This is a genomic window from Streptomyces sp. NPDC050759 (assembly GCF_044456945.1).
Lineage (GTDB): Bacteria > Actinomycetota > Actinomycetes > Streptomycetales > Streptomycetaceae > Streptomyces.
In genome coordinates this window covers 1-15,897 of sequence record NZ_JBITGI010000026.1, presented here as the reverse complement: position 1 = coordinate 15,897, position 15,897 = coordinate 1, and the positions used below count along the sequence as shown (strand labels likewise).

Sequence of the window (15,897 nt, the reverse complement as noted above, 5' to 3'; positions counted from 1 at the left end):
TCAGAAGGCCGCGTTGAAGATCACCCCGGACAGCGCCCCGCCGATCAGCGGTCCCACCACCGGGATCCACGCGTAACTCCAGTCCGAGGTGCCCTTGTGGGGAATCGGCAGCAGGGCGTGGACGATGCGCGGGCCCAGGTCACGGGCCGGGTTGATGGCATAGCCGGTGGGCCCGCCGAGCGACAGACCGATGCCGACGACCAGGAAGGCGACGACGAGGACCGCGGTGCCGGACTCGCCGAGACCCTTGGTGAGGCCGAAGGCCAGGATGGGCAGGACCAGTCCGACAGTCGCGATGATCTCGGTGATCAGGTTCGCCACGGGATTGCGGATCGCGGGCGCGGTGGAGAAGATCCCGAGCGTCGGCTGGGCGATCTCCTCCTCGGCGTTGGCCTGGAACTGCGCGAAGTAGACCAGCCAGCACAGGACCGCCCCGAGCATCGCGCCGACCATCTGACCGGCGATGTAGAGGGGAACCTGGTCCCAGTCCCCGGTGTCGACGGCGATCCCGAGGGTCACGGCGGGGTTGAGATGCCCGCCGGACAGCGGTGCGGCGGTGTACGCCCCGGCGAGCACGCCGAAACCCCAGCCGAACGCGATGACGACCCAGCCGGAGTCCTTCGCCTTGGAATAGTTGAGTACGACGGCAGCGACCACACCGGCGCCGAAGAGGATCAGAATCGCCGTACCGATGACCTCGCCGAGGAATACGTCTCCGTTGCTCATGGCGGCTCCTAGGCCCTGGCCCGGGACGTTCCCGCCCCGGTCCTCCGTGCAGGGTTGCGGTTTCCCTTGGCGAACTGCCGAGGGCAGGGAGAATCCCGCGCCCCGCCCGGCGTCCGCGACGAGCGTGCCGTCGCAGCCGAATCGCCCGTGGGGGAATGGGCCTGAGCTCGTGGGGGCCCGCGCGGCGTGGTGCCTGGATACGCCGAGAATGTACGGCGATGTCGACTGACACCGGAAGTGTTCACCGGGCCCCGGGGGGCGTCAAGGTCGCCGACGGCAACGGTTGGGACGGGCGGCCGAAGCGCCTCCGCCAACGGGCAGGACCGGTCGGAGCCCGAACGGCGCCCGCCGGCCGTGCCTTCAGCCCCTTCCCGGCTCCGCCACCGCATACCCCGTCGAAGCGGCCTCCGCGCCCGCTGCGCGCCTGATCTCGTGCCCGGGCAGCCCTGCCCGCCCCACGACCCAACTCGCCCCGCTGAGCGCCTTCGCGGCTTTCTTCAGCGGCGCCAGACACGCGGCCGCCTCCCTGTGGTCCGCCACACTGCCGGGCGGGCACTCCACGGTGGCCAGGGACAGTGTCACGGGCCGCCCGCCCGCGGCCCAGGGTGCGTCGAGCACGGCGGCGGCCAGCGGAGCCAGCTCCTCCGGGTCCGCCAGCACCAGGAAGTCGTCCCCGCCGATGTGCCCCACGCGCGCGGTGCCGGTCGCCGCGTGCTGCAGCAACCGTCCCACCGCGCGGATGAGCTCGTCGCCCGCCGCGAACCCGGCCCCGTCGTTGACCTGCTTGAAGTGGTCGACGTCCAGCCAGCTCAGCGCGAACGTCCGCCCGGCCGCGATACGCCGGTCCACCTCACCCGTGATCGCGTCCGAACCCGGCAGCCGCGTCAGCGGATTGAGCCCGGCCGCCTCCTCCACCCGGGTCTCGCTCAGCGCCCGTACGAGATCCGCGAGCCGTACGACCCCCACGCAGCGGCCCTGCCGGTCGACCACGGCTACGTCGTCCGACGTACGGTCCCGATCGCCCACGGCGACCACGTCCAGGACCTCCCACGCGGTGGCGTCGATCCCCACCGTCCGAGGGGGATCGCCGAGCTTCGCCGCGGGGCGTTCGGCGTACAGGGCGTGTCCGTAGCGGCCCGACATCGACAGCAGGAAACGTGACCGGTGCACTGAACGGAACGGCACCCCGTTCCTGTCCACGAGCAGCACCCCCGACACGTCGGGCGCCCCGGTCAGCAGCGCCCGCACCTGACCCGCGGAAGCGGTGGCCGGCAACAGCGCGGCGGGGCGCACGAACTCCCGCACCGAAGGACCCGACCGCGGTGGCGGTGCGTCAGCGGGGGAGGGGGGCGGAACGTACACCTCCGCCGCCGGAAGCCGGGAGGGCGGCGCGAACAGCGTGCCCTGCGCCAGTTGCGCGCCGGCCGACAGCGCGGCCCCGTACTGCAGTTCCGTCTCCACTCCCTCGACACAGAGGAGCGCCCCGAGTTCGTCGCACAGCGTCCGCATCGCCCGCACCGCCGAGGGCCGGACCAGCAGCGACGCGTCGAGCTTCACGAGATCGGGCGACATGTCGACAAGCAGTCTCAGCGGTACGTCCCCGTCCCCCACGCCGTCCGCGCTGATCCGGAAGCCCTGCCCCCGCAGTTCGGCGAGTGCCTCCAGCAGCCCCTGATGCGGCACATGCGTGTACGGCGGACCCACGTCGATCGTGACCTCCCACGGCAGCCGCCCCGCCTCACGTACCGCGTGGTGCAGCGGGGTGAGGCCGCCGAGGTCGGCGAGCGTGCCCGCGAACACGTTGACGTGCAGCGGCAGCAGGGTTTCCCTGCGCACCGCCGCCCGTAGCGCCAACACGACGAGCTGACCGTCGAGTTCGGGGTCGCGGCGGGCCTCCGCCAGGATGTCGCCGGTCTCCGGACGGGCGAGTATCTCCAGCCCCGCGACTCCGCCGGTGGCCAGATTGACCACCGGTTGGAAGGCGAAGCGGAGAGTGTCCGTCCAGGAGCGCACGGGAGCATGATGGCGTCATTCGTGCACGCCCAAGCGCAGTTCATGTGACGTTCACGCAGGATTCCGGGTCGCTCACACAGCGTAGGAGAAACCCCTTTCCCCGCGCTCACCTCACGGCGATCACCGCCGACCCGTGTCCGAACAGCCCCTGGTTGGCGGTGATCCCCACGCGCGCGTGTTCGACCTGCCGGGCACCCGCGTCGCCCCGCAACTGCCAGGTGAGCTCGCAGACCTGGGCGATCGCCTGGGCCGGGACCGCCTCGCCGAAGGAGGCGAGTCCGCCGCTCGCGTTGACGGGTATGCGTCCGCCCGGCGCCGTCGCCCCCTCGCGCAGGAGCTTCGCGCCCTCGCCCTCCCCGCACAGTCCGAGGTCCTCGTACCACTGCAACTCCAGGGCGGTGGACAGGTCGTAGACCTCGGCGAGGGAGAGATCCTCCGGCCCGACGCCCGCCTCCTCGTAGGCCGTGCGCGCGATCGACGCGCGGAACGTCCCGGCGGCGGGCTCGACCGCGGCGGCGGAGTCCGTAGCGATGTCCGGCAGGTCCAGCACCGTGTTCGGATACGTCGGCGTCACCGTCGACACCGCCCTGATCCGCACGGGCTCGGCCACGTCCCTCCGACGCGCGAACTCCATGCTGGAGAGCACGAGCGCCGCACCGCCGTCCGAGGTGGCGCATATGTCGAGCAGCCGCAGCGGATCCGCCACGACGGCGGAGGCCGCGACCTCTTCCGCGCTCACCCGCTTGCGGTACCGCGCATACGGATTCAGCGCCCCCAGCGCCGCGTTCTTCACCTTGACCTGAGCGAAGTCCTCCAACGTGTCCCCGTGCACGGTCATGCGCCGCCGCGCGTACAGCCCGAAGTAGGTCGGGTTGGTCGCGCCGAGGACCCGGAAGCGAAGCCAGTCCGGATCGTCGGGCCGGTCGCCGCCCGCGGGGCGGAAGAACCCCTTCGGCGCGGCGTCGGCACCCACCACGAGCACCACGTCGGCCAGTCCCGCGAGGATCTGTGCCCGCGCGGCGGCCACCGCCTGCGCCCCGGACGCGCACGCCGCGTACACGCTGGCGACACGGGCCCCCTGCCAGCCGAGCGCCTTGGCGAAGGTCGCCCCTGCCACATAGCCTGGATAACCGCCCCGTACGGTGTCCGCGCCGACGATCGAGCCGACGTCCCGCCACTCGAGGCCCGCGTCGGCCAGTGCCGCGCGGGCGGCCGCCACGCCGTACTCGACGAACCCGCGCCCCCATTTGCCCCACGGGTGCATGCCCGCGCCGAGCACCGCCACCTCTCCCGTCATGCCGTCACCCCCGTCGGCCGCCAGTGCCATGTCGTCCAGACCGTCTCGCCGTCCTCATGGAGCACACCGGGGACGACCTCCACCTCCGCGCCCACCGCCAGATCGGCGACGGTGATCCCGGGGACCGCCTGCCCCAGCACCACCATCCGCTCGGCGGCCAGCTCCACAGCGATCAACGTGTACGGCTCCCATGGAAGTTCCGGATCGGTCACATACGGTGACGGAGGTCGGTACCTGCTGTCCGTGTACGACCAGATACGACCGCGCCGCGAAAGGGGAATCTCCGCCAGATCTCCACTGTCGCAGCCGGGGTTGCGGCAGTGGCTGTCCTCGCGCGGGAAGAAGACCGACGCGCAGGCGGAGCAGCGGGTCCCGAGAAGCGTGAAGTCGTCTCCCTCACCGGCGAACCACCCGGTGACCACAGGTGTGCGTGTGCGCGGCAAGACCCCTCCCCGGGCCGAATCTGACGGGACGTCAGAAGTGTCGCACGGGCGGCCGCAAAGAGGCAGAGGGCCCAACCGAACCGGAGCACCCGATGATCAGATACAGTCCGCCGCGTGTCCGAAACTCAGCACTCCACTCCCAACTCCGCGCCCGGCTCCCACTGTTCGAGCTGCGGAGCGCCCTACGGAGAGGGCGTCGCGGGCTGGCCCCGCACCTGTCCCGCCTGCAACACGGTGGCCTACCGCAACCCCCTGCCGGTCGCCGTCGCACTCCAGCCCGTGTACGACACACAGGGCACCGCCCTGGTCGTCATCACCCGAACCATCGCCCCCGCGCGCGGAGGCATCGCGCTGCCCGGCGGTTACCTCGACGACCGGGAGGACTGGCGGCACGCCCTGGTCCGCGAACTCAAGGAAGAGACCGGCATCGACGCGGCGAGCCGCGACGTACGGCTCGTCGACGCGCTGAGCTCGCCCGACGGGCACCTGCTGCTGTTCGGGGTGCTGCCGGAGCGTCCCGCCGACGGCCTCCCGCAGCCCGCCGCCACCGACGAGACGGAGGGCTGGCACCTCCTGCGCAGGCCGGAGGAGCTCGCCTTCCCGCTGCACACGCTGGCCGTACGGGCCTGGTTCGAGGGCCGCTACGTCTGATCCTCAGCGCGCTCCCAGCCCGCGCAGCCGCACCGGGAGGGACGGTTCGCTCACGCCGTCCTCGCCCTCCCGCTGAACGACCACCTTCCGGCCCTCCCAGCGGGCGACGTAGCGTTCGATCTCCGGTTCGTCCCAACCGTCGCCCGCGTCCGCAACGACCAGTCCACCCCCGCTCCGCCCCCGGGCGGGCGCCCACACCTCCAGTTCGAGACCGCCGTCGTCTCCCTGCACCGGAATGACGGCGCCCGCGCGCGCGAGTACCGGGATCCGCGACAGCGGGGCGTCGACGAGTACCTGTCCCGGCCCCTCGTAGACCCGTTCCGTAGCCGTGTCGTACCAGCGCCCCCGCGGTAGCTGAACCGCACGCCGGTCGCTGCCCGGATCGAGAACCGGTGCCACGAGCAGGCAGTCACCCAGCAGAAAGGCGTCCTCGCAGTCCCGCAGGGCACGGTCCTCGGGCGCGGACCACCACACAGGCCGGACGTAAGGCGCACCGGTACGCCGGGCCAACTGCGCGAGCGTCATGAAGTACGGCAGCAGCCGCCGGCGTTCCACGAGCGCCACGCGCGCGTGCTCCAGCACGTCGGCTCCGAACTCCCACGGCTCCCTGCGCCCTGCCCGCACACTCGCGTGGGTACGGAACAACGGCAGGTAGGCGCCGAGTTGGAACCAGCGCAGATACAGCTCGGGCGAGGGGTGCCCGTCGTAGCCGCCCACGTCGGGCCCCGAGTACGGCACCCCGCACAGCCCGAGCCCCATCACGAGCGACAGCGAAGCCCGCAGGCCCGGCCAACCCGTGGCCACGTCACCGGACCAGGTGCCGCCGTGTCGCTGCATGCCGGCCCATCCGGAACGCGACAAGAGGAAGGGCCGCTCGTCGGGCAACAGGTCGCGCAGACCCTCGTATCCGGCCTGGGCCATGCACAGCGCGTAGACGTTGTGCGCCTCCCGGTGGTCACCGCCGCGACCCTCCAGGGAGTGCCTGGCCGATCGCGGCAGGGTGGACTCACCGAACGCGTTGAAGGACGTCGGCTCGTTCATGTCGTGCCAGAAGCCCGTGAACCCCGCCGTGAGCCTCTCCTGGTAGAGGCGACCCCACCAGGCCCGCACGCGCGCGTGCGTGAAGTCCGGATAGACCGCCTCACCGGGCCACACGACCCCTTCCACGAGCCGCCCCGACGCGTCCCGCACGAAGGCGTCCTCGGCCGTCCCGCTGTCATGGACGGCGTTGCCGGGCGCGGCCTTGACCGCCGGGTTGACGATCGACACCAGCCGGATCCCCTCCCGCAGCAGTTCCTCGGCCAGTTGGGGCAGCTTGGGAAACCGCCCCTGGTCGACCGTGAACACCTGGTGCTCGTCGTAGTGGTCGATGTCCAGATGGACGGCATCGAGGGGCAGCGCGCGCTCCTGGTACCCGGCGACGATCCGCCGTACCTCCTGCTCACTGCCGAAGCCCCAGCGGGCGTGATGATGGCCGAGCGCCCAGGACGGCGGCAGCGCGGGCGCACCGGTCAGCGAGGCCCAGGCGAGCAGCACGCGCGCGGGAGTGCCCACCATCACCCAGCAGCGCAGCGGACCGCCGGCCATCCGCAGCTCGGACATCCCCACCTGGTCGTGCCCGGAACCGGCGCCCTCCTCGCCCTCCCGCAGGGTCACGGTGCCGTCCCACGAGGTGTCGTGGAACACGAGATGGGTGGCGGCGTCGGCCACCACCAGCTGAACCGGCATCGTGACGTACAGCGGATCGTCCCCCCGTCCGAACGCCCGGCCGGGGTCGGTGTTCCACAGCCGGTAGGTCCCCTCGCGCAACCGAGGCCCCGAAGCCCGCCCACCCAGCCCGAAGAAGCGTGCGTCGGCGGCCACCTCCGACCGCTGCATCCAGCGCGCCTCGCCGCCGCCCACCGGCTCCCACCAGCGGGGCGGCAGATCCCGGCGCAGCGTCACCCCGCCGGGCGTACGCACCTCGACCGCTCCGTGCCGCGACACCACGACCGTCGCCCGCTCGGCCACGACCCGCCAGCCGCCGTCCTTGTCCGGCTCCAGGACCGCCCGGGGATCCGGCTCCGGGCAGCGGCCCGACAGCGCGTACGACGGCTCCGGCTCGGCCCCGTCCCAACCCCAGAAGACCACCCCGTTCACCGCGACGACGATCCGCAGTTGGGAGCGGCTGAACCGTATGACACCCCCACCGGGACCCGGCTCGACGTCCCGCATCGGCCCCGGCACCCGCGCCCGCTCGGCCCCCCGCGCCGACAACCCGACCGCGTCGGTGCGCCTCCTGCGCCACGCGGCGCGCACGGTACGCAACCCCTGGCGCGCCCCCGCCGAACCAACCGCCTTCACCGAACGCACCAGGTCACGACCGTTCATGCTGCTCACCCTGCCACTCACTGCCTCAACCGCGTGTGTCGTTCAACTGGCGTTCACCCGTGCCGGGGCCACATCTTCACGACACGGACTATGTGGGGCGCACCCTGGCGTAGAAGTTGATCACATGGCATCGTCCCTGTCAGCCGCGTCACGCGCACACCCCTGGCCCGTGCGCGGGAGACGCACACGACGCGCACAGTCCGGGAGCCCCCATGTCGACCGTGAATCCCCAGCCGCTCTGGCAGCCAGATCCGCAGCGCATCGCCCGGTCCCAGGTCACCAGGTTCCAGGCATGGGCGGCCGAACACCACGGCGCCCCGGCCGACGGAGGCTACGAGGCACTCCACCGCTGGTCGGTGGACGAGCTGGAGCCGTTCTGGGAAGCAGTCACCCAATGGTTCGACGTACGGTTCTCGACGCCCTACGCGCGCGTGCTGGGCGACCGCTCGATGCCCGGCGCCGAGTGGTTCCCCGGAGCCACCCTCAACTACGCCGAGCACGCCCTGCGCGCGGCAGAGACCCGCGCGGACGAACCCGCCCTCCTGTACGTCGACGAAACCCATGAGCCGCGCCCGGTGACCTGGTCCGAGCTGCGCCGCCAGGTCGGCTCCCTGGCCGCGGAGCTGCGCGCCCTCGGCCTCCGCCCCGGAGATCGGGTCAGCGGCTACCTCCCGAACATCCCCCAGGCCGTCGTCGCCCTGCTCGCCACGGCCGCGGTGGGCGCCGTCTGGACATCCTGCGCCCCCGACTTCGGCGCCCGCAGCGTCCTGGACCGCTTCCAACAGGTCGAACCGGTCGTCCTGTTCACCGTCGACGGCTACCGTTACGGCGGCAAGGAGCACGACCGCCGCGAGACGGTCGCCGAACTCCGCCGCGAACTGCCCTCCCTGCGCGCCGTCGTCCACATCCCGCTCCTCGGCACCGAGGCTCCCGCAGGCGCCCTGGAGTGGGATGCCCTCACGAGCGCGGCCACGGAGCCGGTCTTCGAACAGGTTCCCTTCGCGCACCCCCTGTGGGTGCTCTACTCCTCGGGCACGACAGGCCTGCCGAAGGCGATCGTCCAGTCCCAGGGCGGCATCCTCGTCGAGCACCTCAAGCAGCTCGGCCTGCACTGCGACCTCGGCCCCGAGGACCGTTTCTTCTGGTACACCTCCACGGGCTGGATGATGTGGAACTTCCTCGTCTCCGGCCTCCTCACGGGCACGACCGTCGTCCTGTACGACGGCAGCCCCGGCTACCCCGACACGGGCGCCCAGTGGCGGGTCGCCGAACGCACGGGCGCCACCCTCTACGGCACCTCGGCCGCCTACGTCATGGCCTGCCGCAAGGCCGACGTGCATCCAGGGCGCGACTTCGACCTCTCCAAGGTGCAGTGCGTGGCCACCACCGGCTCCCCGCTCCCGCCCGACGGCTTCCGCTGGCTGCACGATGAGGTCCGCGACGATCTATGGATCGCCTCCGTCAGCGGCGGCACGGACGTGTGCTCGTGCTTCGCTGGCGCCGTCCCGACCCTGCCCGTGTACATCGGCGAGCTCCAGGCACCGAGCCTGGGCACCGACCTGCAGTCCTGGGACCCGAGCGGCAAGCCACTGATCGACGAGGTGGGCGAGCTCGTCGTCACCAACCCCATGCCGTCGATGCCGATCCGCTTCTGGAACGACCCCGACGGAAGCCGCTATCACGACAGCTACTTCGATACCTATCCCGGAGTGTGGCGGCACGGCGACTGGATCACCGTCACCTCGCGCGGCTCGGTCGTCATCCACGGCCGCTCCGACTCGACGCTCAACCGCCAGGGCGTCCGCATGGGTTCGGCCGACATCTACGAGGCCGTGGAGCGACTTCCCGAGATCAAGGAGTCCCTGGTCATCGGCATCGAGCAGCCGGACGGCGGCTACTGGATGCCGCTGTTCGTGCAACTGGCTCCGGGACCCGTCCTCGACCAGGCGCTCCTCGATCGCATCAAGGCGACGATCCGCGAAAACCTCTCACCCCGCCACATCCCCGACGAGGTCATCGAGGTCCCCGGCATCCCGCACACCCTCACCGGGAAGCGCATCGAGGTCCCCGTCAAGCGCCTCCTCCAGGGCACCCCGCTGGAGAAGGCGGTCAACCCGGGCTCCATCGACAACCTCGAACTGCTCCACTTCTACGAGGATCTGGCCCGCAAACGCGCCTGACGGAGCGGGTCATCCACCGTAGGTGGCCTCGGACTCACCGAGCACGTCGGCGAAGTCCGAGGCCAGCCGCGCCGCATCGGCCGGCTCCAGCTCAGCGGCCGTGATCCGCACGCCCGGACCGGCCGACAGCCGGAACCTGGCCCCGCCCGCGACCCACCAGCCGTACGACCGCAGCCCGTTCACCACGGCCGACTCGTCCCGGACGGGCACCCACACATTCATCCCGCTCGCCCCGTGCGCCTCGATGCCCCGATCGCCGAGCGTCTGTACAAGAGAGTTCCGGCGCAGCGCATAGGTCTCCTGGGCACGGGAGACCAACGCGCGCGTGCTTTCGTCGCTGAGAAGCCCGTATGCCGTCTCCTGGAGCAGATGGCTGACCCAGCCGGACGTCAGCAACAGCCGCCCGTCGTGCCGACCCAGTGTGATCGGATCACACGCGGCGGCCGCCCACCTCAGGTCCGTCCCCAGGAACTTGCTCACCGTCCGCACATGCACCCAGCGCGGCAGCCCTGCGCCGGTCAGCGTCCGCAGGGCGGCGCCGGCGACGGCGGAAGCGTGATCGTTCTCCACGACCAGCACCTCAGGGTGTTCCCGGAGCACACCCAGGAGTGCCTCCTGACGCTCGGCGGAGAAGTGACCGCCGTACGGATTCTGCGCCCGCGGACTGCACACGAGCGCCCGCGCCCCAGCACGCAGCGCTTCGCGTACGGCCTCGGGCACCACTCCCTCGTCGTCGACGGCGACGGGGACCATGCGCAGCCCCAGCGCCGTGACCAGATCCAGCAGGTGGTGGTACCCGGGATCCTCCATGGCCACGGCGTCACCGGGCCGTAGCTCCACGGACAGCAACCGTCCGACCAGATCCAGCGCCCCGTGTGCGAAGGTCACGTGCTCCACGGGTACACCATCGGGCCGCAGCCACGCGCGTACGGCGTCCTCGAGTCGTGACAGCCGGGGCGTCGAACGGTGCGAACGAGCGCCGGGGGACAGCCGGGACGGTGGCACCAGCCCGGGGAGCAGGTGCGGATCGGGGTGGCCACCCGCCAAGTCCCGCAGGCCCTCGGGCACTTTGGGCGGCCGACGAGACGCCACCGCCGGGGCCGGCGCCACCACGGTCCCACCCCGGCCCCGGGTGACCACGATCCCGCGCTGGCGCAGTTCCTTGTACGCCGTGGCGACGGTTCCCGGGCTCACGCCGAGGTCGTCCGCGAGGCGCCGCACCGGAGGCAGTGCGGCTCCGGGCGCCAAGGAACCCTCAGCCACGGCTCGTTCGGCGGACGCCGCAATTCCCTTGGCCGTCGTCCCGCTGATCCCATATTGTGTTGCCACATTGCAGAGTATGTACCAGTACATAAATGAAAAGCAAGCAGGCAAGGGGGAGCAGTGCATCCGATACGGCGCGCGGCAGCATGGTCGAGAAGCGTTCCCGGAGGTCGCGACGGGCGCAGAATGCTCGCCATCGCCCTCGTCGACCGCATCGGCAGCGGACTGTGGGCTTCCGTCTCCGTCCTCTACTTCACCTACGTCTCCGAACTCGCCCTGGCCCAGGTCGGCACGCTCGCCGCTGCCGCAGGCGCCATCGGCATCGCAGGGGCACCGCTGGGCGGCAAGCTCGCCGACCGATTCCCGATCACCCGGGTCCTGCTGACTGTCCAGCTCATACGTGCCGTGGCCTCCTGCGCACTGCTGACCACCGACAACTACGCCCTGCTCATCGCCTTCTCGGCGGTGGGCGGCCTCGGCGATCGCGCCGCGAGCATTCTCACCAAGCTCTATGCCACCCGAGTCGCCGGGCCCGACCGCGTCCGCTACCAGGCGTTCCACCGAACCGTGGCCAACGCGGGCTGGGCGCTGGGCGGCCTTGCCGCCGCCGCAGCCCTGGCGCTCGGCACCACGGCCGCCTACCAATGGCTCCTCGCCGGAGACACCCTGTCCTTCGTCGCCTCGGCACTCCTCACCCTGCGCTGCGGAGAGCCCCCGTCCTCCTCCCGCACCGTCACCACCTCGAACCACTCGGCCCCCACGACCAGGCCGACGACCCCCTGGCGGGACCGCACCTATCTCGCCTACGTCGCCACCGAGACCGTCCTCTTCCTCGACGACGCGGTGTTCAAGGTCGGCCTGCCCCTCTGGATCGCACACGAGAGCAACGCCCCGAACGGACTGGCACCGCTCCTGATGGTCCTCAACAACGTCATGGTCGTGGCACTCCAAGTGCCCGTCGCACGATTCGGCACCACCACGGCGGCTGCCCGGAACCTCCTCCTCCCGCTCTCCGCCACCTTCGCCCTGGGAGGCCTCGCCATGGCACTAGCGGCCACGGGCGGAGCCGTCACCGCCACAGCGCTCCTCACCGCCGCGGCAGCGACTTTCACCATGGCCGAGATGCTGCACGCCACCATCTCCTGGGAACTCTCCGTCGCCCTCGCACCCGACACCGCCCAGGGCACCTACCTCGGCGTCCACGGCCTGGCCCAGTCCGTGCAGCGCACGTTCGGACCACTCGCCGTAACCGCAGCCATCGCCACCGGCCCGGCAGGATGGGCCGCCTTCGGCACGGTCATAGCCCTGACCTGCACAATCCAGCACCGGCTGGTCCGAGGGCGCCTCACTCGGACCTCATTGTCAGTGCCGTCGGTTACTGTGAGTGAGAATTGATCGACTGCGCACAGGGGGAAACATGGCGCACACCGACCACCAGACAATGCGACGCGTCCTGCGCCGCGAAATCGCCGGCACCATCGGGCTGCTCACCGACGAACACGACTTCCGCGCCATGCGGCGCTACCGCAGCTTCACCTTCGACGACCACGCGACCTACCTGAAACAGGTCGAAGACCTCCTGAGGACCCGCGCCTCACAGGGCAGCCACACAACCGTCGCCCTCTTCGACCCCCAGGAGTACGCCGAGTTCTGCGAGGAGACCGGCCTCAACCCTGACATCCCGTCGAGCCGAACACGCTTCACGGCAGAACTCGCCAACACCGGACCGACGCTCCCGTACGAGGGCCAGCCTCTCACCGACCTCGTGCCCGCCCTCGTGGACGAAGCCGTCCGCCAGGCCACCTGGGAATACGCGACCACCCTCCTCGCCCGCCTCGGCGCCTGCGGTTCCTGCGGGGAGGACATCGGCCGCGCGGCCTTCACCCGCGCCTCCGACCTCCTCGTCCGGATCCTCGACACAGCCCGGCCGGGCGAACACCACCTCGTCTGCAGCGTCTCCGGCACCCCGGAAACCCTCGTCGCCGTCCTCCACTCCGACGAGAACACCGAGGGAGCCGTCCAACTCGACGAGGCCGAGGCCCTCGAATTCACCACGGTCCTCGCACTCGGCATCGCCACCCAGAGCCCCGGCGGACTCGTCATGCGCACCAGCGCCCCGGGGACCACCGACCGTATCTACGGCTGGCGCCTGCGCGGCGACGGCCTCGAACCCCTCACCGCCGGAGAAGTCTTCGACGCCTACTGCACCGATATCGACTCCGGCGACCTGATCTCTCCGGAATCGGATGTCGACTACTGCGTGCCTCCCGACCTCGGACCGGAAGGACAGACGTCACACCACAGTCACTGAACACAAGGAGGGCGCCCCACCCACGGGTGGAGCGCCCTCCGGGAACCGTCAACCGGCCGATCCGGGTCCGACTACTCGCCCGACAGCACCGCCTGAGCCGCGGCACGCGCCTCTTCGGCACTGTCGGCGGCCCGCGCGGCTGCGGCAGCACGCTCGCACTGAGCCAGCGTGTACTTGGCCAGCGTCGCCCGGACATAAGGAAGGGACGCCGCGCCCATGGAAAGGGAGGTGACCCCAAGACCGGTCAGCACACAGGCCAGCAGCGGGTCGGACGCGGCCTCACCACAGACACCACAGCTCTTGCCCTCGGCCTTCGCCGCTTCGGCGGACAGCGCGACCAGGTCGAGCAGCGCGGGCTGCCACGGATCCTGCAGCCGCGACACCGCACCCACCTGACGGTCGGCGGCGAAGGTGTACTGCGCGAGATCGTTGGTCCCGAGCGACAGGAACTCGACCTCCTGCAGAATCGACCGCGCCCGCAGAGCGGCCGAGGGAATCTCCACCATCGCGCCGAACTTCGCCTGCAGCCCTGCCGCACGACACGCGTCGGCGAACGCCCTGGCATCGGCGCGGTCCGCCACCATCGGGGCCATGACCTCAAGGTAGACGGGCAGCCCCTCGGCGGCCTTCGCGAGCGCCGTCAACTGAGTCCGCAGCACGTCAGGGTGATCGAGCAGCGTCCGCAGTCCACGTACACCCAGCGCCGGGTTCGGCTCGTCGGACGGCGTCAGAAAGTCCAACGGCTTGTCCGCGCCCGCGTCCAGCACACGAACGACCACACGCCCCTCGGGGAACGCCTCGAGGACCTGGCGATAGGCCTCGACCTGCTTCTCCTCGGACGGAGCGTTCTTGCTGTCGTCGAGGAAGAGGAACTCGGTACGGAAGAGACCGACGCCCTCGGCTCCCGCTTCGACCGCGGCGGGCACGTCCGCCGGACCACCGACGTTGGCCAGTAGCGGCACCTTGTGGCCGTCGGCCGTGGCACCCGGACCCGTCGACGCGGCGAGCGCGGCCTTCCGCTCGGCGGCAGCGGCCTCCAACTGGGCCTTCTTCTCATCGTTCGGGTTCACGAAGATGTCACCGGTGCTGCCATCGACAGCGATGACCGTGCCCTCCGCCAGCTCACCTGCACCCGGCAGCGCCACAACGGCCGGCACACCCAGCGCCCGCGCCAGAATCGCGCTGTGGCTGGTCGGGCCGCCCTCCTCGGTGACGAAGCCCAGAACGAGCGTCGGGTCCAGCAGAGCCGTGTCGGCAGGGGCGAGATCACGCGCCACCAGGACGTACGGCTCGTCGCTGTCCGGAACGCCCGGCATGGGCACCCCGAGCAGACGGGCAACGATACGATTCCGCACGTCGTCGAGGTCGGCGACGCGACCGGCCAGGTACTCACCCGCGCCCGCCAGCAGCTCGCGGTACGCGGCGAACGCGTCGTACACGGCGCGCTCGGCCGTGCTGCCGACGGCGATACGCCGGTCCACATCTGCCATCAGCTCGGGGTCCTGGGCCATCATGGCCTGCGCTTCGAGCACCGCCTGGGCTTCACCCCCCGCCAGATTGCCGCGCGCCATCAGGTCGGCCGCCACAGCCTCCACGGCCTTGCGGGCGCGCCCCTGTTCACGCTCCGCGTCCTCCGCCGGAATCTGCTTGGCAGGCGGCTCCAGCACCGCCGTTCCCATGTGCCGAACCTCGCCGATCGCCACACCGTGGCTCACGCCGACGCCTCGCAGCGTTGTGTCCATCTCACCCGTCTCCGATAGTGCGGCGGGTCCCGCCGCCGCGGTGGTTGTCGTCTCTAGTTGCCGTCGTAGGACGGCACTGACGTCACTTCCAGACGAAGAGAGTGTCGCCGGACTTCACGTCGCCGTCCTCACGGAGTTCGGCGAGGGCCTCGGCCGTGGCCTCCAGAGCCACGACCGGGCAGACCGCGGACTTGCCGGCGGCCTCGACGGCGGCCGGGTTCCAGCGCACGATCGCTTGACCGCGCGTGACGGTGTCGCCCTTGTTCACCAGCAGCTCGAAACCCTCACCGTTGAGCTGCACGGTGTCGATGCCGAGGTGGACGAGCACGCCATGTCCCTGTTCGTCCACGACGACGAACGCGTGGGGGTGGAGAGAGACGATCACACCATCGACGGGCGCAACGGCCTCAGACGGTTCGCGCACGGGATCGATCGCCGTACCCGGGCCGACCATGGCCCCGGAAAAGACCGGATCGGGCACGGCGGCCAGTCCGATGGCGCGTCCAGCAAGAGGGGACGTCACGGTGGTCATGGGAAGCCTCCCAGGTGGAGCTGCGTACAGGTTCCGTATGGAAGATACCGCTAAGTGGTCTAGACCACCAGCCCAAGCGATTTGCACCCTCTTCGGGGGCCCATGTACAGTCGTACTCCTGCTTGAGGCCGAGCGGCGCCACCGAGCGTCCCAGCCTGGCAGCATCCAACTTGTCAGATCCTAACTCGGGATCATCTTCTGCATGCTTGCAGGGCGGTGGTCAGAGGGTCGGAAAAACACTGATAGAGTTTGGGAACACCGAAGGGAAGCGCCTGGAGGAAAGCCCGAGAGGGTGAGTACAAAGGAAGCGTCCGTTCCTTGAGAACTCAACAGCGTGCCAAAAATCAACGCCAGATATGTTGATACCCC

At 70.6% G+C, this 15,897-nt stretch carries 12 protein-coding genes; 4 read left to right on the top strand and 8 right to left on the bottom strand.

Going from position 1 to position 15,897, the window contains the following annotated elements:
* From ACIBJB_RS43910 to ACIBJB_RS43895, 4 genes are all read right to left on the bottom strand, one after another.
* Entirely contained in the window at positions 1 to 726 is a 726-nt protein-coding gene (locus ACIBJB_RS43910) for an MIP/aquaporin family protein (protein WP_398939776.1), read from the bottom strand.
* Positions 727 to 1,086: 360 nt separating this feature from the next.
* Positions 1,087 to 2,739, bottom strand: coding sequence for a GGDEF domain-containing protein (locus tag ACIBJB_RS43905; RefSeq protein WP_398939775.1), 1,653 nt, complete (start codon positions 2,737 to 2,739; stop codon positions 1,087 to 1,089).
* Positions 2,740 to 2,845: 106 nt separating this feature from the next.
* Positions 2,846 to 4,036, bottom strand: coding sequence for a lipid-transfer protein (locus ACIBJB_RS43900; protein WP_398939841.1), 1,191 nt, complete (start codon positions 4,034 to 4,036; stop codon positions 2,846 to 2,848).
* Positions 4,033 to 4,458 carry a Zn-ribbon domain-containing OB-fold protein gene (locus ACIBJB_RS43895; protein WP_398939840.1) on the bottom strand — a complete coding sequence of 142 codons (426 nt, stop codon included), beginning with the start codon at positions 4,456 to 4,458 and terminating at the stop codon, positions 4,033 to 4,035. Before ACIBJB_RS43895 ends, ACIBJB_RS43900 begins: the two co-directional genes overlap by 4 nt.
* Before the next feature lie 135 nt (positions 4,459 to 4,593).
* On the opposite strand from ACIBJB_RS43895, the gene ACIBJB_RS43890 reads away from it, so the two are divergent.
* Positions 4,594 to 5,130, top strand: coding sequence for an NUDIX domain-containing protein (locus ACIBJB_RS43890; protein ID WP_326670420.1), 537 nt, complete (start codon positions 4,594 to 4,596; stop codon positions 5,128 to 5,130).
* A gap of 3 nt (positions 5,131 to 5,133) precedes the next feature.
* Here ACIBJB_RS43890 and ACIBJB_RS43885 read toward each other — a convergent pair whose 3' ends face one another.
* Positions 5,134 to 7,500 carry a TIM-barrel domain-containing protein gene (locus ACIBJB_RS43885; RefSeq protein WP_398939774.1) on the bottom strand — a complete coding sequence of 789 codons (2,367 nt, stop codon included), beginning with the start codon at positions 7,498 to 7,500 and terminating at the stop codon, positions 5,134 to 5,136.
* A 212-nt stretch (positions 7,501 to 7,712) separates the two neighbouring features.
* On the opposite strand from ACIBJB_RS43885, the gene ACIBJB_RS43880 reads away from it, so the two are divergent.
* On the top strand, positions 7,713 to 9,680 hold the full coding sequence (locus ACIBJB_RS43880) for an acetoacetate--CoA ligase (RefSeq protein WP_398939773.1): 1,968 nt from the start codon (positions 7,713 to 7,715) through the stop codon (positions 9,678 to 9,680).
* A 9-nt stretch (positions 9,681 to 9,689) separates the two neighbouring features.
* Here the strand turns inward: ACIBJB_RS43880 and ACIBJB_RS43875 are convergent, their stop codons facing one another.
* Positions 9,690 to 11,009, bottom strand: a complete 1,320-nt coding sequence (locus ACIBJB_RS43875) for an aminotransferase class I/II-fold pyridoxal phosphate-dependent enzyme (RefSeq protein ID WP_398939772.1) — start codon at positions 11,007 to 11,009, stop codon at positions 9,690 to 9,692.
* 120 nt (positions 11,010 to 11,129) lie between these two features.
* Here ACIBJB_RS43875 and ACIBJB_RS43870 point away from each other — a divergent pair, with 120 nt between their 5' ends.
* Positions 11,130 to 12,338, top strand: coding sequence for an MFS transporter (locus ACIBJB_RS43870; RefSeq protein ID WP_398939771.1), 1,209 nt, complete (start codon positions 11,130 to 11,132; stop codon positions 12,336 to 12,338).
* 22 nt (positions 12,339 to 12,360) lie between these two features.
* Positions 12,361 to 13,254: a hypothetical protein gene (locus ACIBJB_RS43865; protein WP_398939770.1), complete on the top strand. Its 894-nt coding sequence runs from the start codon at positions 12,361 to 12,363 to the stop codon at positions 13,252 to 13,254.
* A 71-nt stretch (positions 13,255 to 13,325) separates the two neighbouring features.
* Here ACIBJB_RS43865 and ptsP read toward each other — a convergent pair whose 3' ends face one another.
* Positions 13,326 to 14,996: a phosphoenolpyruvate--protein phosphotransferase gene (gene ptsP, locus ACIBJB_RS43860; RefSeq protein WP_398939769.1), complete on the bottom strand. Its 1,671-nt coding sequence runs from the start codon at positions 14,994 to 14,996 to the stop codon at positions 13,326 to 13,328.
* Positions 14,997 to 15,078: 82 nt separating this feature from the next.
* Positions 15,079 to 15,528 carry a PTS glucose transporter subunit IIA gene (locus tag ACIBJB_RS43855; protein ID WP_398939768.1) on the bottom strand — a complete coding sequence of 150 codons (450 nt, stop codon included), beginning with the start codon at positions 15,526 to 15,528 and terminating at the stop codon, positions 15,079 to 15,081.
* Positions 15,529 to 15,897 lie beyond the last annotated feature (369 nt).